The sequence below is a fragment of the Cupriavidus sp. 05N40 genome, from assembly GCF_056397305.1.
Window position 1 is genome coordinate 52,512 of sequence record NZ_JBFTND010000010.1, and the last position, 19,347, is coordinate 71,858.

Genomic DNA, 19,347 nt, shown 5'->3' on the forward strand with positions numbered 1-19,347 from the left:
CCGCCGTCCTGGCACCCGCTGCCCTGGCGCCCTCTCCCGCAGGCGGGAGAGGGGAGCAAACCATCGGGATATGCGCCGCTCGAAGGCCCGGCCAGGCCACGCCTTCAACGAATCGCGTAGGCCACCGCCGTCCCGGCGAACACGCACGCGCCCAGCCAGTTGTTGTGCCGGAACGCGGCAAAGCACTGCATGCGGTCCCGGCCGCGGATCAGCGTGTAGTGATAGACCGCGCAGCCGGCCGCGGCCGCCAGGCCCGCCCAGTAGGGCCAGCCGAGCCCGAACCGCGCGCCCGCCCATCCCATCAGGCCGAGAAAGGCCGCGTAGCACAGCATGATGGCAGCCACGTCGTAGCGGCCGAAGGTGATCGCCGAGGTCTTCATGCCGAGCAGCAGGTCATCGTCGCGGTCCACCATCGCATACGCGGTGTCGTAGGCGACGGCCCAGAACACATTGGCCAGCAGCATGATCCACGCCGCCGCGGGCACCTCGCCCTGCACGGCGGCGAACGCCATCGGGATGCCGAAGCCGAAGGCAATGCCGAGATAGGCCTGCGGGATGGCGAAGAAGCGCTTGAAGAAGGGATAGGTGGCCGCGATAAAGGCGGCCGCCACCGCCAGCCACTTGGTCAGCGCATTGAGCGGCAGGATCAGCATGAAAGCCAGCAAGGCCAGCACCACCGCCACCGCGATGGCTTCCCACGCCTTGATCTTGCCGGCCGTGAGCGGACGCTCCCTGGTGCGCTTGACGTGCTTGTCGAAGTCGCGGTCGGCCCAGTCGTTCATGGCGCAGCCGGCGGAGCGCATCAGGAAGGTGCCGGCGAAAAAGATCCAGAACAGGCTCCACGCCGGCGGGCCGCCCGCGGCCATCCAGAGCGCCCATAGCGTGGGCCAGAGCAGCAGCAGCGTGCCGATGGGCTTGTCGATGCGCACGAGGCGCGCGTACAGGGCGAGGCGTTCGAACATGGCAGAGGCCCGCGATGCGGACTGCGGACAGGGGAATGCGGGGTCCCGGACAGCGGGACATGAAACGGAAACGCGCCGCGACCCGGTCAGGGCGCGGCGCGCGGGGCACGGTGCCGTCAGCTGGCGCCGGAGGGGCGCGCGCACGACACCGGGACGGCGCTCAGGCCAGCATCGAGCGCAGCATCCATGCGGTCTTTTCGTGCGTCTGCATGCGCTGGGTCAGCAGGTCGGCCGAGGGTTCGTCGCCGGCCGCGTCGATCACCGGGAACAGCGAGCGCGCGGTGCGCACCACGGCTTCCTGGCCTTCGACCAGCTTGCGGATCATGTCGGTGGCTTCGGRCACGCCCTCTTCCTCGGCGATCGACGACAGGCGGGCGTACTCCTTGTAGGTGCCCGGTGCCGGGTAGCCCAGCGCGCGGATGCGCTCCGCGATGGAGTCCACGGCCAGCGCCAGCTCGGTGTACTGCGCCTCGAACATCAGGTGCAGCGTGTTGAACATCGGACCCGTCACGTTCCAGTGAAAGTTATGGGTCTTGAGATAGAGCGTGTAGGTATCCGCCAGCAGCTTCGAGAGGCCTTCCGCGATTTTCTTGCGCTCTTTGTCGGAAATGCCGATGTTCACGCTCATCTCATTCTTCTTTGCCATGATAGGTACGCTCCAATCTGGGGTGGCCACGATAACTGCCGCGCCATGCAACGCGGCACAACCCGCACATTATCGCATCACCCGCCGAAGGCCGACAAACCGGCCAGCAAACCCCGCGCGGCATTGAAGAGCACCGCGGCCGCGCCCAGCGCGATCACCGCCATGCCGATTTCCTTGCGCCACAGCTTGCGTTGCAGGCGCGCGGCATCGGCGTGGCCGGCGCGGTCGTGCGCATCATGCCGCAGTTGCTGCAGCTCGCTGACGAACATATCGATCATGGCCATGATGGTCCTCCTTGCCTTGGGTTGCCGCGCTGCGCCGGCGCCATCCGGGGCGCCGGCGCGGACGCGGTTTACTTCAGGTCGAGTGCGCGCCTGACGCCTTCCGCGTAGGCCGGATCGGCCTTGGCGAAGTGCTCCAGCTGCACGCGCACGATCTCTTCGGGCACGCCCCGCATCGCGGCCGCGATATTCGAATACAGGCGCTGGCGCTGCGCCTCGTCGAACAGGCGGAACAGGGCACCTGGCTGGCTGTAGTAGTCGCTGTCCTCGCGGTGGTCGAAGCGGTCCGCGTCCCCGCCCACGGCCAGCGGCGGCTCGGCCGCGCGCTCGCTGGCGGCATAGGCGCCCTGGCGGTTCGGCTCGTAGTTGATCTTGGCGCCCTGGTTGCCGTCCACCCGCATCGCGCCGTCGCGGTGGAAGCTGTTGACCGACGGGTTGCGCGGCGCGTTGACCGGGATCTGGTTGTGGTTCACGCCCAGGCGATAGCGCTGCGTGTCACCGTACGAGAACAGCCGGCCCTGCAGCATCTTGTCGGGCGAGAAGCTGATGCCGGGCACCACGTTGGCGGGATTCATCGCCACCTGCTCCACTTCGGCGAAGTAGTTGTCCGGGTTGCGGTTGAGCTCCAGCACGCCGACGTCGATCAGCGGGTAGTCCTTGTGCGGCCACACCTTGGTGAGATCGAACGGGTTGAGGTGGTACTTGGCGGCGTCGGCCTCCGGCATGACCTGCACGCGCACGTTCCAGCGCGGGAAGTTGCCGCGCTCGATGTTCTCGAACAGGTCGCGCTGCGCGCTCTCGCGATCGCCCGCGACTACCTTGGCCGCCTCTTCATTGGTCCAGTTGGCGATGCCCTGCGCCGACTTGAAGTGGAACTTGACCCAGAAGCGCTCGTTCGCGGCGTTGATGAACGAATACGTGTGCGAGCCGAAGCCGTGGATCTGGCGATAGTTCTGCGGCAGGCCGCGGTCGCTCATCAGGATGGTGACCTGGTGCAGCGACTCCGGATGGCGCGACCAGAAGTCCCACACGGCGATCGGGTCGCGCAGGTTGGTGCGCGGGTTGCGTTTCTGCGTATGGATGAAGTCGGGGAACTTGAGCGGGTCGCGCACGAAGAACACCGGCGTGTTGTTGCCCACCACGTCCCAGTTGCCTTCGTCCGTGTAGAACTTGATCGAGAAGCCGCGCACGTCGCGCTCGGCGTCGGCCGCGCCGCGCTCGCCGGCCACGGTGGAAAAGCGGATGAAGATCGGCGTCTGCTTGCCTGTCTGGGCGAATACCGAGGCCTTGCTGTACTTGCTGATGTCGTGCGTGACGGTGAAGGTACCGTGGGCACCGGAGCCCTTGGCGTGCACGCGCCGCTCGGGAATGACCTCGCGGTCGAAGTGCGCGAGTTTCTCGAGGAACCACACATCCTGCAGCAACATGGGACCGCGCGGGCCCGCGGTCAACGAGTTCTGGTTGTCGGCAACCGGCGCGCCCGCGCCAGTGGTGAGAACATCCTTGTCCTTGCTCATCATGCCCTCTTCTTGTGGGTGATCGGGTGATTGGGTGATCTGGAATCCTGGCTGGGGCGGGCTCTGCATGGCCGCTGGCTAATTTCAGTACACCGCGGCGCAACAGGCAAGGCAATCGGCCACGCAGCCTGCCAGCGCGCGCAGGATGCTGCCCGTTGTGGTGGATCGGATGCCTTCCATCCAGGACTCCTCTGAGTGACCGGCACGTAATGTGTCGATGCAGGAAGTCTAAGGTCGATCTATCAAGTTTGGAATTTAATAATTTCTAACTATGAAATAGACGTCACCTATGTCGGCCGGCAGGTTCGGCCAGCGCACGCAGGGAATGCGCGGGAAATAGAAGGGGGATGGAGGGAGGGAAAGGAGGGGCAGGAGGGGCAGGACAGGCGGGCAGGACCACCCGCCCGGAAGGACAGGCCGCTCAGGCGGCCTCGGCCAGCTCCTTGGCGGCCAGCATGCTGACGCCAGGCAGCGCGCACGCGGCCACGGCGCGGCGCAGCGCCTCCATGGCGGGAAGGCGCGTAAAGCTCTTGCGCCAGGCCAGCACCACGCGCCGGTCGGGCACGGGGTCGGTGAACGGCACATAGGCCAGCAGGTCGTTCTTGCCCGGCCTCAGGTCGGCGACCGAGGTGCGCGGCAGCACGGTGATGCCGACACCGCTGGCCACCATGTGACGGATGGTTTCCAGCGAGGAGCCCTCGAAGGTCTTCTGGATGCCGTCGGCCGCCTGCGAGAAGCGCGACAGCTCCGGGCATACGCCCAGCACCTGGTCGCGGAAGCAATGGCCGCTACCCAGCAGCAGCATGGTCTGCTGCTTGAGCTCGTCGGGATCGACCTTGCCGGCCGATTCCAGCTGGTGCCCGCGCGGCACCGCCACCACGAAGGGTTCGTCGTACAGGGGCTGCACGGTCAGGCCGGAATCGGCGAACGGCTCGGCCATGATGGCGCAGTCGATCTCGCCCTGCTTGAGCAGCTCGATCAGCTTGACCGTGTAGTTCTCCTGCAGCATCAGCGGCATCTGCGGCACGGTCTGGATCATTTCCTTGACCAGCGAAGGCAGCAGGTAGGGCCCGATCGTGTAGATCACCCCCAGGCGCAGCGGCCCGGCCAGCGGGTCCTTGCCCTGCTTGGCGATCTCGCGGATGGCCATGGTCTGCTCCAGCACGCGCTGGGCCTGCGCCACGATCTGCTCGCCGATGGGCGTCACCGAGACCTCGGAGGTCCCGCGCTCGAAAATCTGCACATTGAGCTCGTCTTCCAGCTTCTTGATGGCGACCGACAAGGTCGGCTGCGATACGAAGCAGGCTTCCGCGGCCCGGCCGAAATGGCGCTCACGCGCCACGGCGACGATGTACTTGAGTTCGGTGAGCGTCATGACTTATCAATTCCCGTTAGGCGATAGATTTTACCTTCGATTCACGGTTCTGTCAGAGCCAGGATCAATGCGGCGCGCACGATACCCCGGCCCGGAACATGACGTGCAGGCTGCGGCACTTGTCGCCGCCGGAGGCCTCAAGCCTTGAGGAAATGCTCGCGCCCGCCGAGCCAGCGCAGCAGGTGCGCCTCCACGGCTTCGGGGTAGCGCGCCAGCATCAGTTCGGCAGCCTCCTGCGCGTAGTCGACCAGCCAGGCATCGGTTTCCAGGTCGGCGAAGCGCAGCATCGCCTCGCCGGACTGGCGCGCGCCGAGGAACTCGCCGGGGCCGCGGATCTGCAGGTCGCGCCGGGCGATCTCGAAGCCATCCGTGGTCTCGCGCATGGTGGCCAGGCGCTCCTTCGCCGTGGGCGACAGCGGCGCCTGGTACATCAGCAGGCAGACCGATTCCGCACTCCCCCGCCCGACCCGGCCGCGCAACTGGTGCAGCTGCGCCAGGCCGAAGCGCTCGGCATGCTCGATCACCATCAGCGAGGCGTTGGGCACGTCCACCCCGACCTCGATCACCGTGGTGGCGACCAGCACTTGCAGCCGGTTGGCGATGAAATCGCCCATCACCGCGGCCTTCTCCGCCGGCGGCAGCCGGCCATGCACCAGCCCCACCTTGAGCTCGGGCAGCGCCGCGACCAGGGTTTCGTAGGTCTCCACGGCAGTCTGCAGCTGCAGCGCCTCGCTCTCCTCGATCAGCGGGCAGACCCAGTAGATCTGGCGGCCGTCGGCGGCGGCATGATGCACGCGCTCGATCACCTCGTCGCGGCGCGCATCGTTGACCAGCCGCGTGACCACCGGGCTGCGCCCGGGCGGCAGTTCATCGATCACCGAAACGTCGAGATCGGCGTAGTAGGTCATGGCCAGCGTGCGCGGGATCGGCGTGGCCGACATCATCAGCTGGTGCGGCACGGTTTCGGCGGGCGCGCCGCCGCGTGCGGCCGGCACGGCCTCGCCGCCATCGGCGTCGGCCTTGCCGCGCAGCGCCAGCCGCTGCGCCACGCCGAAGCGGTGCTGCTCGTCCACCACCGACAAGCCCAGCCGCGCGAATTTCACGCTGTCCTGGATCAGGGCGTGGGTGCCGATGACCAGCCTGGCCTCGCCCGATTCGACCCGCGCCGCGGCCTCGCGCTTGGCGCGCGCCTTGAGGCTGCCGGCCAGCCATACCACCGTCACGCCGAGCGGCTCCAGCCAGGCGGAGAGCTTGCGGAAGTGCTGCTCGGCCAGGATTTCGGTAGGCGCCATCAGCGCGGCCTGGTAGCCGGCATCGATGGCCTGGCAGGCCGCCAGTGCGGCGACGATGGTCTTGCCGCTGCCGACGTCGCCCTGCAGCAGGCGGTGCATCGGGTGCGGCGCGCCCATGTCGGTGGCGATTTCCTCGACCACGCGCTGCTGCGCGCCGGTGAGCTTGAACGGCAGCGCGGCCAGGAAGCCCGTCAGCAGCCCGCCGGCGCGGCGCGGCATGGGCGGCGCGCTCTTGTCGCGCCGCGCGGCCTGCGAACGCTTGAGCGAAAGCTGCTGGGCCAGCAGCTCGTCGAACTTGATGCGCTGCCAGGCGGGGTGCGAACGCTCGGTCAGCGCGGCTTCGTCCACCTCCTGCGGCGGCGCGTGCAGCAGGCGCAGGCACTCCGGCAGCGGCCGCAGCTTGAGCTGGGCCAGGGGTCCTTGCAGCACCGGGTGCGGCAGGGTCTCGGGCAGCGGCGTGCGCCCCAGCGCGCCGCCGATGGCTTTGCGCAGGTAGGTCTGCGGAATGCCGGCGGTGCTCGGATAGACCGGCGTGAGGCGGTCCGGCAGCGGCTCGCCGGGCGCTACCGTGCGCACCGTGGGGTGCACCATCTCCGCGCCGAAGAAGCCGCCGCGCACCTCGCCGCGCACGCGCAGGCTGGCGCCCTCGGCCATCTGCTGGGCCTGGTTGCCGTAGAAATTCAGGAAGCGCAGCGTCAGCTCGCCGCTGTCGTCGGCGATCTTCACCACCATCTGGCGGCGCGGGCGGAAGGTGACCTCGTTGGAGGCGACCACGCCCTCGACCTGCGCCGTCAGGCCCAGCCCGGCGCGCCGGATCGCCTCGGCGATCGGCTGCAGCGAGGTCTCGTCCTCGTAGCGCATGGGCAGGTGCAGCACCAGGTCGACATCGCGCTTGAGGCCGAGCTTGTGCAGGCGCGCCACGGCCGAGGATGGCTTGCCCGCCGCGCCGCCCTTGGCCGCCGCGGCCTTGCCGGGGCGCGCCGGCTTGCCCGCGGCCGGCGCCGGGCTGTCGGCGGTTTCCTGGATCGGGTCGGGAGCGGTTCCTGGCATCGGGCGGCAGTGTTGTGGCGAGTAAGCGTGTGGTGTCGGATACCTGCCGCGGCAGGGTGACGCAAGCGGTCGCCAGGGGCCGCGAGGGGCCGCGAAGGACCGGCAAATAGGCGATATCATGCGCGCCCGGGCGGCGCTGCCGCCCCAAGCCTTACAATACCGGATTCGCCGATTGTACCTATGCCGGCCGCGCCACTGCGCGGCCCGCTGCCGTTTTTGCCCCCCATGATGCTGACGTTGTCCGATTTCGATTTCCCGCTCCCGCCAGAACTGATCGCGCAGACCGCCCTGCCCGAGCGCGCCGCCAGCCGGCTGCTGGTGGTGGAGACCGAGGCGCAGACGGGTGTCACGCGCATGGCGGACCGCGTCTTTGCCGATGTGGCGGACTACCTGCGCCCGTCCGACCTGCTGGTGTTCAACGACACGCGCGTGATCAAGGCACGCTTTTTCGGCCAGAAGGGCAGCGGCGGCAAGGTCGAGGTGCTGGTCGAGCGCGTGCTGGACACCGATACCGTGCTGGCCCAGGTGCGCGCGTCCAAGACGCCGCCCGAGGGCAGCCGGATCCGCCTGGCGGATGCCTTCGAGGTCACCGTGGGCCCGCGCGTGGACCAGTTCTTCACGCTGCGCTTCCCCGCGCCGGCGCTGGACCTGATCGAGCAGTACGGCCGCCTGCCGCTGCCGCCCTATATCACCCACGACCCCGACGCCTACGACGAAACCCGCTACCAGACCGTCTACGCGCGCAATCCCGGCGCCGTGGCCGCGCCCACCGCCGGCCTGCATTTCGACGACGCCCTGTTCGCGCGGCTCGATGCGCTCGGCGTGCGGCGCGGCTTCCTGACCTTGCACGTGGGCGCCGGCACCTTCCAGCCGGTGCGCACCGAGAACCTGGYCGAGCACAAGATGCACGCCGAGTGGTACGAGATCTCCGGGGAACTGGCCCAGGCCGTGCGCGACACGCGCGCCGCCGGCGGCCGGGTGATCGCGGTCGGCACCACCTCGCTGCGCGCGCTGGAATCGGCCGGCGCGGCCGACGGCACGCTGGCCGCCGGCCGCGGCGATACCGACATCTTCATCACGCCCGGCTACCGCTTCCGCGTGGTCGACGCGCTCATCACCAACTTCCACCTGCCCAAGTCGACCCTGCTGATGCTGGTATCGGCGCTGGCCGGCGTGGAGCCCATCCGCGCCGCCTACCGCCATGCGGTGGAACAGCGCTACCGCTTCTTCAGCTACGGCGACGCCATGCTGCTCACGCGCCAGCCGCAGCCCTGAGCGCGCCGCGCCAGCCAGAAACCGCTTCCAAGATACCCGCCATGCTCGACTTCGAACTGCTCACCACCGACGGCAACGCCCGCCGCGGCCGCGTCACCCTCAACCACGGCGTGGTCGAGACCCCGATCTTCATGCCGGTCGGCACCTACGGCTCGGTCAAGGCGATGTCGCCGCTCGAGCTCAACGAGATCGGCTCGCAGATCATCCTGGGCAACACCTTCCACCTGTGGCTGCGCCCCGGCCTGGAAGTGGTCGAGAGCCACGGCGGCCTGCACCGCTTCATGGGCTGGGACAAGCCGATCCTGACCGATTCGGGCGGCTTCCAAGTGTTCTCGCTGGGCGCGCTGCGCAAGATCACCGAGGATGGCGTGACCTTCGCCTCGCCCGTCAACGGCGACAAGCTGTTCCTCTCGCCCGAGATCTCGATGCAGATCCAGCGCACGCTGAATTCCGACATCGTCATGCAGTTCGACGAGTGCACGCCGTACGAGATCGACAACCGCCCGGCCACGCACGCCGAGGCGGCCACCTCGATGCGCATGAGCCTGCGCTGGGCCAAGCGCTCGATCGACGAATTCAACCGCCTGGCCAACCCCAACGCGCTGTTCGGCATCGTCCAGGGCGGCATGTTCGAGGACCTGCGCGACGAGTCGCTCGCCGGCCTGTCCGAGCTGGACTTCCACGGCTACGCCATCGGCGGGCTGTCGGTGGGCGAGCCCAAGGAAGACATGATGCGGGTGCTGGAGCACGTGGCGCCGCGCCTGCCGGCGCACAAGCCGCATTACCTGATGGGCGTGGGCACGCCCGAGGACCTGGTGGCGGGCGTGGCCGCCGGCGTCGACATGTTCGACTGCGTGATGCCGACCCGCAATGCCCGCAACGGCTGGCTGTTCACGCGCTTCGGCGACGTCAAGATCAAGAACGCGGTCCACCGCAGCGACACCCGCCCGCTGGACGAAAGCTGCGGCTGCTATACCTGCCGCAATTTCTCGCGCGCCTACCTGCATCACCTGCACCGCGTCGGCGAGATCCTGGGCGCGCGCCTGAACACCATCCACAACCTGCACTACTACCTGCAGCTGATGGCAGAGATGCGCGAGGCCATCGAGCAGCACCGCTTCGAAGCCTTCCGGGCGCGCTTTGCCGCGGACCGCGCGCGCGGAGCGCAGTAGAGGCCACCCGGGTCCCGTGAACTTTCCGCCGGGCGGCGGTCGAACAGCGGGGTCCGGCGTGTCCAGGCGGCTCGCAAGGCGCCCCGAACAAACCCGTAAACCCCTGCAAATGCCCCGATCGGGCGTGCAATGCGGTTGCAAGCGGGTGGTAGAATGATCGACTAACTGATTGACTTTGTGACGGAGAAGCGACGTGCTGATTTCTAACGCATTTGCCCAGACTGCCGGTGTAACCGGTGGYGCGGCGGGTGGCCTGATGAGTTTCCTGCCCATCATCCTGATGTTCGCGGTGCTGTGGTTCATCATGATCCGCCCGCAGATGAAGCGCCAGAAGGAATCGAAGGCAATGCTGGAAGCCCTGGCCAAGAACGATGAAGTCGTCACCGCCGGCGGCATCCTTGGCCGCGTGACCAAGGTGAACGAGCAGTACGTGACCGTCGAGATCGCAGCCGGCACCGAAATCACCGTGCAGAAGAGCGCCGTGACCACCGTGCTGCCCAAGGGCTCGCTGAAGTCGCTCTGAGCATCGCGCCGCAGGCAGCGCGCCCTTTGCGCTGCCGCCCTGCTGCCGCTTCGCTGCCTTCTCGCCGGCTTATTTCGCCCTTCCCGGCACGCCTTTAGCGCGCGTGCCCCCGCAGCCGCCTGATCCAGCCCGGGGTTGCCCGTGGATGCCAGGCGGCTGTTTGCCAACCGGTGCGGCGGTGCCGATCTCCCGCTGACGATACCGTCGAACGGTACGCTCGGCCCCGCCAACCGCAGAACGACTGGCCAAAGATGAATCGTTATCCGCTTTGGAAATACCTCGTGATCCTGGTGGCGCTGGCCATCGGCATCACCTATACGCTGCCGAACTTCTTCGGCGAGGCGCCTGCCGTGCAGGTTTCCTCCGCCAAGGCCACGGTCAAGGTCGACCTGGCCACGCAGAAGCAGATCGAGCAGATCCTGGCGCAGAACAGCCTGCAGCCCGACGGCATGTTCTTCGACGTCAACGGCCAGTCCGGCTCGGTCAAGGCACGCTTTCGCACGCCCGACGAGCAGCTCAAGGCCAAGGACGTCCTGACGCGCGCGCTCAACCCGGATGCCAATGACGCCACCTATGTGGTGGCGCTGAACCTGCTGTCGGGCTCGCCGCGCTGGCTGACCGCCATGCACGCGCTGCCGATGTACCTGGGCCTGGACCTGCGCGGCGGCGTGCACTTCCTGCTGCAGGTGGACATGAAGGGCGCGGTCGACAAGAAACTCGACAGCCTGGCCGGCGACGCGCGCACCCTGCTGCGCGACAAGGGCATCCGCCACGGCGGCATCGACCGCGACGGCGAGCGCCTGACGGTGCGCTTCAACAATGCCGACGACGCTGCCAAGGCGCGTGGCATCCTTGCCGACAACCTGCGCGAACTGGCCTTCGCGCCGGACGGCAACAATATCTCCGGCGTGTTCACCGACGCCGCGCGCAAGGCCGTGCAGGACTCGGCGGTCAAGCAGAACATCACCACCCTGCACAACCGGGTCAACGAACTCGGCGTGGCCGAACCGGTGATCCAGCAGCAAGGCGCCGACCGCATCGTGGTGCAGCTGCCTGGCGTGCAGGACACCGCCAAGGCCAAGGACATCATCGGCCGCACCGCCACGCTGGAAGCCCGCCTGGCCGATCCCGACGCGCCGCGCGCGCCGCGCCCGGGCGACCCGATCCCGTTCGGCAGCGAGCTGTTCACGCAAGGCAACGGCGCCCCGGTGGTGCTCAAGAAGCAGGTCATCTTCACCGGCGACCGCATCGAGAGCGCCTCGGCGGGCTTCGACCACAACCAGCGCCCCTCGGTCAATATCAAGCTCGATGCCCAGGGCGGGCGCGTGCTGCGCGACGTATCGCGCGAGAACATCGGCAAGCCGATGGGCATCGTGCTGTTCGAGAAGGGCAAGGGCGAAGTGCTGACGGTGGCGACGATCCAGTCCGAACTGGGCTCGAGCTTCCAGATCACCGGCTCGTACTCCACCGAAGCCGCCAACGACCTGGCCCTGCTGCTGCGCGCCGGCTCGCTGGCCGCGCCGATGGAAATCATCGAAGAGCGCACCATCGGCCCGTCGCTGGGCGCGGACAACATCAAGAAGGGCTTTGACTCGGTGGCCTACGGCTTCAGCGCCATCGCCATCTTCATGGTGCTGTACTACATGCTGTTCGGCGTGTTCTCGGTGGCCGCGCTGGCCATCAACCTGCTGCTGCTGGTGGCGGTGCTGTCGATGCTGCAGGCCACGCTGACCCTGCCGGGCATCGCCGCTATCGCGCTGGTGCTGGGCATGGCCATCGACGCCAACGTGCTGATCAACGAGCGCATCCGCGAAGAGCTGCGCGCGGGCGCTTCGCCGCAGGTCGCCATCGCCACCGGCTTCGACCGCGCCTGGGCCACCATCCTTGACTCGAACGTGACCACGCTGATCGCCGGCCTGGCGCTGCTGGCCTTCGGTTCGGGCCCGGTGCGCGGCTTTGCCGTGGTCCACTGCCTGGGCATCCTGACCTCGATGTTCTCGGCGGTGTTCTTCAACCGCGGCCTGGTCAACCTCTGGTACGGCCGCAAGAAGAAGCTGCAGAGCGTGGCGATCGGCCAGATCTGGAAGCCGGGCTCGGACAGCCAGGGCACCGTCACCAAGTAAGCATCGGGACAGCATCAAGGCGGCCGCGCCAGGCGCGCGGCCGCCAAACAGCACAAGAACGGCAGCAAGGGCTGCCGTACAGAACAGGATTCAACATGGAATTCTTCCGCATCCGGCGCGACATTCCGTTCATGAAGCACGCGTTGGTCTTCAACGTGATTTCCTTCCTGACGTTTGCCGCGGCCGTGTTCTTCCTCTGGCACAAGGGCCTGCACCTGTCGATCGAGTTCACCGGCGGCACGGTGATGGAGGTCAACTACCAGCAGACCGCCGATCTCGAGAAGATCCGTGGCCAGGTCGGCAAGCTCGGCTATACCGACGTGCAGGTGCAGAACTTCGGCACCTCGCGCGACGTGATGATCCGCCTGCCGCTGCAGAAGGGCCCGGACGGCAAGCCCGTCACCTCGGCCCAGCAGAGCGAGCAGGTCATGGGCGCGCTGCAGGCCGCCACGCCTGAAGTCAAGCTGCAGCGCGTGGAATTCGTCGGCCCGCAGGTGGGCAAGGAACTGGCCACCGACGGCCTGCTGGCGCTGCTGTGCGTGGTGGCCGGCATCGTGATCTACCTGTCGTTCCGCTTCGAATGGAAGTTCGCGGTGGCGGGCATCATCGCCAACCTGCACGACGTGGTGATCATCCTCGGCTTCTTCGCCTTCTTCCAGTGGGAGTTCTCGCTGTCGGTGCTGGCGGCGATCCTGGCGGTGCTGGGCTACTCGGTCAACGAGTCGGTGGTGATCTTCGACCGGATCCGCGAGAACTTCCGCAAGTACCGCAAGATGAGCACGCACGAGATCATCGACAACGCGATCACCAGTACCATCTCGCGGACCATCATCACCCACGGCTCGACCGAAATGATGGTGTTGTCGATGTTCTTCTTCGGCGGTCCCACCCTGCACTACTTCGCGCTGGCGCTGACCGTCGGTATCCTGTTCGGCATCTACTCCTCGGTGTTCGTCGCCGCGGCGCTGGCCATGTGGTTCGGCGTCAAGCGCGAGGACCTGGTCAAGGGCGAGAAGAAGCCGGGCGAAATCGACCGCGACGACCCGAACTACGGCGCGCAGGCCTGACGGCCCCGGGCCTGGCTCGCGACCATGAAAAATGGGCACCTCCGGGTGCCCATTTTCTTGCCCTGCCGCCTGCGCGGCGCGGCACTGCCCGGATCAGAACTGCTCGATCCACACCGCAAGGCGGTCCGTCGAGAATTCCGTCGTGCGCGCGGCAACGCGGCAGACGATGACATCGCCCTCGCGCGCGGCCTTGAGCGCGCCGCCCGCCTCTTCCAGCCATAGCAGCCCGGCAAGCCAGACGGCGTGCTGCGCCGAGACTTCCTTCTTGACCGGCTCGCCGAGGTATTCGGCCAGCGCAGCAGGCCGGGTCCAGACCAGCGCATCGCCATCGCGGCGCACCGCCGCGGCGCCTTCGCCCGTGGACGGTACTTCAGCCAGCACGTCGGCCAGCACCGTGACTGCGTCGCCTGCGCCGCGCCCGGCAAAGCGCGTGCGCAGCGCGGCGAGCTGCGCCGCCACCGCGAAGCCGAAGCCACCGCTGCGCCGGCTTTCCGCCGCCACCAGATCAGCGTAGTCCATCAGCAGCCAGTCCGGCTCGGGGTTCTGCACGCCGGCCAATGCGGCCGATGCCAGGTAGGTCTCGACCGGCTGGAAGCGATCCGTGCCGATCAGGCTGGCCACCAGTGCGCGCACCAGCCCCACGCGCGTGGCGACGGTCTGCTTCTGCAGCACGCTCAGCTTCTCGCGCACGAGCTGGTCGCGCTCCTTGCGCAGGCCCGCCATCTCGAGCGCCTGCTTGAGCTCCATGCGCAGTGCGGTGATGTCCCACGGCTTCTTGATGTAGCGATGGATCTGGCCTTCGTTGACGGCCGCGACGGTATGCTCGATCTCCGAATAGGCAGTGGTCAGGATACGCACGATATGCGGGTAGCGCTCGCGCGCGTAGCGCAGCAGCTCGTTGCCGTATTCGCCCGGCATGCGCTGGTCGGAAACCAGCACCGCCAGGCTGTCGGCGTGCGCATCCAGCAGCGCCTTGCCTTCTTCAACCGAGCCGCCGGTCACGACTGGCGCCAGGGCGCCGATGGCACGCTGGAAATACTTGACCGCCGTGGCTTCGTCATCGACGAACAGAATCGCCGGTGATGGTGCCTGCGTGGCATTCGGTTCGTTCATCGATCACTCCTATGCATTCGACTCTTTGTATTGGGGAAATCCAGCGTTACGGTGGTACCGGCCCCGGCCATCGATTCGATCCGGATACCGCCACCGAAAGACTGCATCACACGGTTGCAGAAAATCATGCCCAGGCCATTGCCACCGGTGCTCGCGTGGGTAGTAACCGGGTCCACCAGAAGGCGCCCCATCACCTCCGGCGGGATGCCCGGGCCGTTGTCGCAAATACGGATCGCGGCCTCGGGCTCGGCCGTCACCACGAAACGCAGCGAAGGCCCGTCGATGCCGTCGAGCGCACGCAGCGCATTGGACAGCAGCGACGACAGCACCAGCGCCACGCAGTTGGGCAACGTGCGCACGGCAAAATCTTCTTGCAGTTCAACCTGCACCCACTCCCGCTGCGCTCCCGCAAACGGGTAGGTATCGAGCAACGCGGCGATCAGCCCGCCGGCGGTCACTTCACGGCTGGCGGTGGCCTGCGTGCTCGGCCGGCTGCCGCTGCTGCGCACCGACTGCAGGAACGACGAGATCACCGCCAGGCAATACTGTGCGTTGTCGTGCATCGCGCTGGCCGCCTGGCCGATCTCGGTCTGGCGCTGCGGATTGTATTCCGCCACGATCCGGCTTTCGATACCGCGCGCAAAATTTGCGATCGCCGCCAGCGGCGTGTTGAGTTCGTGCGCCAGGAAGGCCAGCGTCTCGTCGATGGCCATCAGGCGCTGGTGGCGCATCGAGCGTTCGCGATAGCGCTCCGCCGCCATGCGCAGCGCGTCGCGCACCTGGCTGAGCCCGAGCGGCTTCTCCAGGATTCGGAAGACCTCGCCGGTATTGACCGTCTGCAGCAGCATGTCCTTGTCGGCATAGGCCGTCACCAGCATGCGCACGATCTGCGGATATTCGAGCGCGATCTGGCGCAGCAGGTCGCCGCCGTCGCGCCCGGGCATGCGGAAGTCCGTCACCAGCACCGCCACGCGCGCGCCCTCGCGGCGCAGGATGCCGATCGCCTCGTCCGCGCCGCTGGCGACCAGCACCTCGTACTCCGCACCGACCGCGCGGGCAAAATACTTGCATGCCATCTCTTCGTCATCGACGTAGAGCACGGTAAGCCGGGGTTGCCTGGCGTCGCTCATGGCATTCTCAGTCGGCGCGCGGCAGGTCGAAGCTGAACGAGGCCCACTTGCCCAGTTCGCTCTCGGCGAACAGGACCCCGCCGTGGCGTTCGACCACCGCATAGCTGATGGACAGGCCAAGGCCAAGGCCCTGACCCACTTCGCGCGTGGTGAAGAACGGCTCGAACACGCGCGCCAGGTGTTCGGCGGCGATGCCCGGTCCGTTGTCCTTCACGGTCACGTGCAGGCGGCGCTCGACCCACTTCACCGTGGTGTGGATCGCCGGGCTTTGCGTGCCGGCCTTGCGCATCGCTAGCGCAGCGTTTGAAAACAGGTTGATCAGCACGCCGATCACGGCGGCCTCGTCGCCCAGCACCAGCGTGTCGGCCGGCAGCTCGCGCGTGACGGCCACGCCGCGCAGTTCATGCGCGGTGAGCCGGATCGAGGAATCGAGCGCCTTTTCGAACAGGAACGGCGTGCCCTCGGCCTCGGCGCCCGGCTTGCGATAAGCGAAGGTCTTCAGGTCCGACACGATATGCTGGATACGCTGCATGCCCTGCTTGGCGTCGACCAGGCACTCCTGCAGCATCGGCTCGTTCTTGGCCACCGGCTCCTCCATCGCGACCTCGATCGCCATCAGGCAGAAGTTCACCGGGTTGTTGACCTCGTGCAGCAGGCCTGCGGCCAGCGTACCGATGGCGGCCATCTTTTCCTGCTGCAGCATCTGGCCCTTGATGTCGACCAGCTTGCGGTTGATCACCTCGAGCTCGCCGTTTTTTTCCGCAACCTCGGCCTTGAGGCGGAACAGCATGAAGCGCGCGCGCTCGTTGAAGAAGGTGTAGACCGCACTGGCCGCGGCGGCGAACAGCAGGAACAGCGAATTGACGATGAAGGTGCCGGCCGGCTCGACCCCGCCGGGATGGAACAGGCAGGCCAGCAGGTAGAACAGGTAGGAGAGCAGCCCGAACACCAGGTTCTGCCACAGGCCGAACGGCAGCGCGATGCCGGACGCGAAGATGGCCAGGTTCAGGCCCACGTAGTATGGCGACTCCACGCCGTCGGTGTGCCAGATCATCCACGAGATCATGATCTGCGGCAGCAGCAGCCAGGACAAGGTCAGCCACGGCGCGAAGCGGCGGCCCGCCGAGCTGTACAGCATCATCACGATGCCGGCGATCAGCAGCGACACCAGCACCCGCGCCACCGCGAACGGTGCCTGCAATTGCGGGTACTGGCCGTAGTCCAGTCCCACGCCGAGCAGCACCAGCACGATGGCGGTATAGGCCCCGCCACGGCTGAAGGCGAGGCGGAAGTCCGCCAGCTCTGTCTGGTAACCCGCATAAAGTTGATTCGTGCTCATGTCTGGGCAGGCTGCTCGGTTTTCAGAACGGTGTTTCAGAGAATGTTCGCTTCCGCGAACACGTTGACGCCGGTCTGGTCGACGTAGAGCTTGTGTGCACGGGATTGCTCGGGCAGCAGCATACTCATCCTCGCCTCGTCGCGGTAGATCAGGTACCACTCAAGCAGGTGTTCCATGCCGAATTTCTCTGGATTGGCCGAGTGGACGTTGGTCACCAGCAACTGCCCGCCGGGGCGCGTGCGCGCGGCGAAGTAGCTGAGCAAGCGGGCGCAGACCTTGTCCGACAGGTAGTCGAACAGGCCCGCGCAGTACACCGCATCGAACTCGCGCAGGCTGGCGTCGTCCGGCGAAATCTTGCGCTTGAGCAGTTCGTGCACCGACTGGTGCACCATCTCCACCGACACCTTGTGCCCTGCCTCGCCGGCCGAGCGCTCGATCGAGGCCTTGGTGTAGGCCAGGGTCTCTTCGCTGAAATCGACCAGCTGGAACGACAGCATCTCGGGCTGCGCATACTCGCGCGCGAAGCGCTGGATCTCGAAGGCCGGGCCGCAGCCCACGTTGAGCACGCGGAACGGCCGCCCGGCCGCGCGCGCGGCATCGGCCTGGCGCGAGAGGAAATCGACCAGCAGGTCGATGCGGTTGCGGTGGGCGGTCGCCACGGCGGCCTTGAGGAAGGCCGTATTGACGATCTGGAAGTAGGTGGTCGGGCCCTGCTGCGGATCGCTCAGGATCTGGTTCACCATCTCGTAGTCGCCGGCATAGCCGAGCGGCTTGGTGAAGGTGCGGTAGACGAACGGCGCGCGCAGCAGCAGCGGGTGCAGCGCAGACTGCGCGTAAGTGCGGTGCACCGGCGCGATCTCCGCGTCGACCTGTTCGGCCTCGCCCTCGAGCCGGTCCAGGTAGGTCTTGGTCTTGAGCATGATCGGCGTGGCCAGCTCGTAGAACACGTCCTCGCGCAGCCGCCCGTCGACCTTCGGCAGGTTCTCGGTCAGGTCCACCTGCTCGACCCAGCGCGAGACTTCGGAGAGGAAGGCGCGCATTTCGTTGACCACGATCTGGTAGTCGCGCCGGATGTTGAAGCGCGCGTCCCAGTCGTTGATGAACAGTTCGGCTTCCCGCCCCACCGACTTGGGCTCGTTGGGCAGGTCGCTCAGCTCGCGCCACTCGTCGATGAGCGTCAGCGACACCACCGCGGTGAGGCCGGTATTCACCAGGCTCATCACCACCGCCTTGCCCAGGTAGGCGTTCTTGCTTCCCATGCGCACACTCAGCTCGCTCAGCACCTCGCTGACCTGGACGATCGAGTATGGATTGTAGATTTCCATCACCAGAGCTTTTCTCTGGAGATTGATAATTGTGCCCCGCACCTGCTCGCCCTGCGAGTTGCGGAAACTGACCACCGGATCGATTTGCGTTTGGGAGTACACGGTATTGCGCCAGAGAAATCCGAGAAACGCTGCCGGCCGTCCAGTCCTTGTCGACTGGCCGGGTACAGCTCGTAGGGCAAGGGGATCGCTACGATCGCTACGCTAGGCCGGCATCAAGGGGTACTGCTGGGATACATGTCGGTAATCGGTTGCGGGCATTGGCGTCCTCGACTGGCAGGCACGCACGCGACTACACCCTGGTAACTGTGAGCGAGGAAGTGGCTGAGATTGTTGACTGGATGAGACTGTAACTGATTCCTGTCGAATCATTGTACTGTGGGCATCAGGTGCGGACAACATAACCTGGCACGCACCGGCCGGCAAACGAAAAAGGCCGGGGATCGCTCCCCGGCCTCTCTCGTGCTGCGCGCCGGGACCATGTCCCGGGCGTGAGCGCGCGCTTATTCCGCCTTCACGCCTTCGACCTGGATGGCCAGCTTGACGTCGGGCTTGAAGCCCATCTTCACGCCATAGTCGATGCCGAAGTCGGCGCGGTTGATGGTGCCGACGGCGTCGGCGCCGCAGGCTTCGCGCTTGAGCATCGGGTGCTGGATGCACTTGAATTCACGGATTTCCAGCTTGACCGGCTTGGACACGCCGTGCAGCGTCAGCACGCCGTCGACTTCGGTCGGGACGTCGCCGTTGAACTTGGAGAACTTGCCCTTGTAGGTGGCTTCCGGGAAGGCCTCGACGTTGAACATGTCCGGGCCCTTCACGTGCTGGTTCAGCTTGGCGTTGCCGAAGTCGACCGAAGCCGGATCGATCTTGACGTCGAGCGAGCCGGTCTTGGCCGCGCGATCCAGCGTCACGGTGCCGCTGGACTTTTCGAACTTGCCGCGCCAGACGGACAGGCCGCCCAGGTGGTCGGCTTCGAAGCTCGGGTAGGTGTGGGTGGGATCCAGGTTGTAGGTCACCGTGTTGGCCGAAGCCACGCCGAAGGCGGCGCTGGCGGAAATGGCCGCGGCGGCGGCGAGGATGGTACGCAGTTTCATGAGAGCTCCCGGCAAAAAGTTGGGGATGAACAGCAAAGCGATAGCAGCGAAGGCAAGCGCGAA

General features: G+C 66.8%; 16 protein-coding genes. 5 read left to right on the forward strand and 11 right to left on the reverse strand.

Translation table 11 applies throughout. The features are described 5' to 3' along the window. Positions 1-104 precede the first annotated feature (104 nt). The 6 genes from ubiA to recG all read right to left on the reverse strand — a co-directional run bounded on the left by ubiA (position 105) and on the right by recG (position 7,123). On the reverse strand, positions 105-962 hold the full coding sequence (ubiA, locus tag AC1DO7_RS04080) for a 4-hydroxybenzoate octaprenyltransferase (RefSeq protein WP_441618447.1): 858 nt from the start codon (positions 960-962) through the stop codon (positions 105-107). 160 nt (positions 963-1,122) lie between these two features. Continuing rightward, on the reverse strand, positions 1,123-1,608 hold the full coding sequence (locus tag AC1DO7_RS04085; RefSeq protein WP_477115820.1) for a Dps family protein: 486 nt from the start codon (positions 1,606-1,608) through the stop codon (positions 1,123-1,125). Between the two features lie 77 nt (positions 1,609-1,685). Further along, positions 1,686-1,892, reverse strand: coding sequence for a hypothetical protein (locus AC1DO7_RS04090; RefSeq protein WP_441618443.1), 207 nt, complete (start codon positions 1,890-1,892; stop codon positions 1,686-1,688). 68 nt (positions 1,893-1,960) lie between these two features. Further along, positions 1,961-3,406 carry a catalase gene (locus AC1DO7_RS04095; RefSeq protein WP_441618720.1) on the reverse strand — a complete coding sequence of 482 codons (1,446 nt, stop codon included), beginning with the start codon at positions 3,404-3,406 and terminating at the stop codon, positions 1,961-1,963. A gap of 421 nt (positions 3,407-3,827) precedes the next feature. Further along, positions 3,828-4,781 (reverse strand): LysR substrate-binding domain-containing protein, encoded by a 954-nt coding sequence (locus AC1DO7_RS04100; RefSeq protein WP_441618441.1) that lies wholly within the window; start codon positions 4,779-4,781, stop codon positions 3,828-3,830. Positions 4,782-4,918: 137 nt separating this feature from the next. After that, a complete protein-coding gene (gene recG, locus AC1DO7_RS04105; protein ID WP_477115821.1) occupies positions 4,919-7,123 on the reverse strand; it encodes an ATP-dependent DNA helicase RecG in 2,205 nt (734 codons plus the stop codon). Positions 7,124-7,351: 228 nt separating this feature from the next. Here recG and queA point away from each other — a divergent pair, with 228 nt between their 5' ends. The 5 genes from queA to secF all read left to right on the forward strand — a co-directional run bounded on the left by queA (position 7,352) and on the right by secF (position 13,283). Beyond that, the gene (gene queA, locus AC1DO7_RS04110) at positions 7,352-8,398 is read left to right on the forward strand and encodes a tRNA preQ1(34) S-adenosylmethionine ribosyltransferase-isomerase QueA (protein WP_477115824.1); all 1,047 of its coding nucleotides are present in this window, start codon (positions 7,352-7,354) and stop codon (positions 8,396-8,398) included. A gap of 41 nt (positions 8,399-8,439) precedes the next feature. Then, positions 8,440-9,570 carry a tRNA guanosine(34) transglycosylase Tgt gene (tgt, locus tag AC1DO7_RS04115; RefSeq protein WP_441618437.1) on the forward strand — a complete coding sequence of 377 codons (1,131 nt, stop codon included), beginning with the start codon at positions 8,440-8,442 and terminating at the stop codon, positions 9,568-9,570. Positions 9,571-9,763: 193 nt separating this feature from the next. Continuing rightward, positions 9,764-10,093 carry a preprotein translocase subunit YajC gene (gene yajC, locus AC1DO7_RS04120; RefSeq protein ID WP_006157582.1) on the forward strand — a complete coding sequence of 110 codons (330 nt, stop codon included), beginning with the start codon at positions 9,764-9,766 and terminating at the stop codon, positions 10,091-10,093. A 251-nt stretch (positions 10,094-10,344) separates the two neighbouring features. After that, on the forward strand, positions 10,345-12,216 hold the full coding sequence (gene secD, locus AC1DO7_RS04125; RefSeq protein ID WP_441618434.1) for a protein translocase subunit SecD: 1,872 nt from the start codon (positions 10,345-10,347) through the stop codon (positions 12,214-12,216). A gap of 95 nt (positions 12,217-12,311) precedes the next feature. Beyond that, positions 12,312-13,283 (forward strand): protein translocase subunit SecF, encoded by a 972-nt coding sequence (secF, locus tag AC1DO7_RS04130; protein WP_441618432.1) that lies wholly within the window; start codon positions 12,312-12,314, stop codon positions 13,281-13,283. Positions 13,284-13,376: 93 nt separating this feature from the next. On the opposite strand, the gene AC1DO7_RS04135 is transcribed toward secF, so the two are convergent. The 5 genes from AC1DO7_RS04135 to AC1DO7_RS04155 form a co-directional block, all read right to left on the reverse strand. After that, entirely contained in the window at positions 13,377-14,396 is a 1,020-nt protein-coding gene (locus AC1DO7_RS04135; RefSeq protein ID WP_441618430.1) for a response regulator, read from the reverse strand. After that, entirely contained in the window at positions 14,393-15,526 is a 1,134-nt protein-coding gene (locus AC1DO7_RS04140) for a hybrid sensor histidine kinase/response regulator (RefSeq protein ID WP_441618428.1), read from the reverse strand. Before AC1DO7_RS04140 ends, AC1DO7_RS04135 begins: the two co-directional genes overlap by 4 nt. 7 nt (positions 15,527-15,533) lie before the next feature. Further along, positions 15,534-16,865: a sensor histidine kinase gene (locus AC1DO7_RS04145; protein ID WP_441618426.1), complete on the reverse strand. Its 1,332-nt coding sequence runs from the start codon at positions 16,863-16,865 to the stop codon at positions 15,534-15,536. A gap of 35 nt (positions 16,866-16,900) precedes the next feature. Further along, positions 16,901-18,292: a class I SAM-dependent methyltransferase gene (locus AC1DO7_RS04150; protein ID WP_441618423.1), complete on the reverse strand. Its 1,392-nt coding sequence runs from the start codon at positions 18,290-18,292 to the stop codon at positions 16,901-16,903. 401 nt (positions 18,293-18,693) lie between these two features. After that, positions 18,694-19,284 (reverse strand): YceI family protein, encoded by a 591-nt coding sequence (locus AC1DO7_RS04155; protein WP_441618421.1) that lies wholly within the window; start codon positions 19,282-19,284, stop codon positions 18,694-18,696. Positions 19,285-19,347: the final 63 nt, after the last annotated feature.

Excerpts from the sequence above, each read along its gene's own strand:
- AC1DO7_RS04155 (WP_441618421.1), bottom strand. The coding sequence starts at position 19,284 with ATGAAACTGCGTACCATCCTCGCCGCCGCCGCGGCCATTTCCGCCAGC.
- AC1DO7_RS04100 (WP_441618441.1), bottom strand. The coding sequence starts at position 4,781 with ATGACGCTCACCGAACTCAAGTACATCGTCGCCGTGGCGCGTGAGCGC.
- secF (WP_441618432.1), top strand. The coding sequence starts at position 12,312 with ATGGAATTCTTCCGCATCCGGCGCGACATTCCGTTCATGAAGCACGCG.
- tgt (WP_441618437.1), top strand. The coding sequence starts at position 8,440 with ATGCTCGACTTCGAACTGCTCACCACCGACGGCAACGCCCGCCGCGGC.
- recG (WP_477115821.1), bottom strand. The coding sequence starts at position 7,123 with ATGCCAGGAACCGCTCCCGACCCGATCCAGGAAACCGCCGACAGCCCG.
- AC1DO7_RS04135 (WP_441618430.1), bottom strand. The coding sequence starts at position 14,396 with ATGAACGAACCGAATGCCACGCAGGCACCATCACCGGCGATTCTGTTC.
- AC1DO7_RS04145 (WP_441618426.1), bottom strand. The coding sequence starts at position 16,865 with ATGAGCACGAATCAACTTTATGCGGGTTACCAGACAGAGCTGGCGGAC.
- AC1DO7_RS04095 (WP_441618720.1), bottom strand. The coding sequence starts at position 3,406 with ATGAGCAAGGACAAGGATGTTCTCACCACTGGCGCGGGCGCGCCGGTT.
- secD (WP_441618434.1), top strand. The coding sequence starts at position 10,345 with ATGAATCGTTATCCGCTTTGGAAATACCTCGTGATCCTGGTGGCGCTG.
- AC1DO7_RS04090 (WP_441618443.1), bottom strand. The coding sequence starts at position 1,892 with ATGGCCATGATCGATATGTTCGTCAGCGAGCTGCAGCAACTGCGGCAT.
- AC1DO7_RS04140 (WP_441618428.1), bottom strand. The coding sequence starts at position 15,526 with ATGAGCGACGCCAGGCAACCCCGGCTTACCGTGCTCTACGTCGATGAC.
- ubiA (WP_441618447.1), bottom strand. The coding sequence starts at position 962 with ATGTTCGAACGCCTCGCCCTGTACGCGCGCCTCGTGCGCATCGACAAG.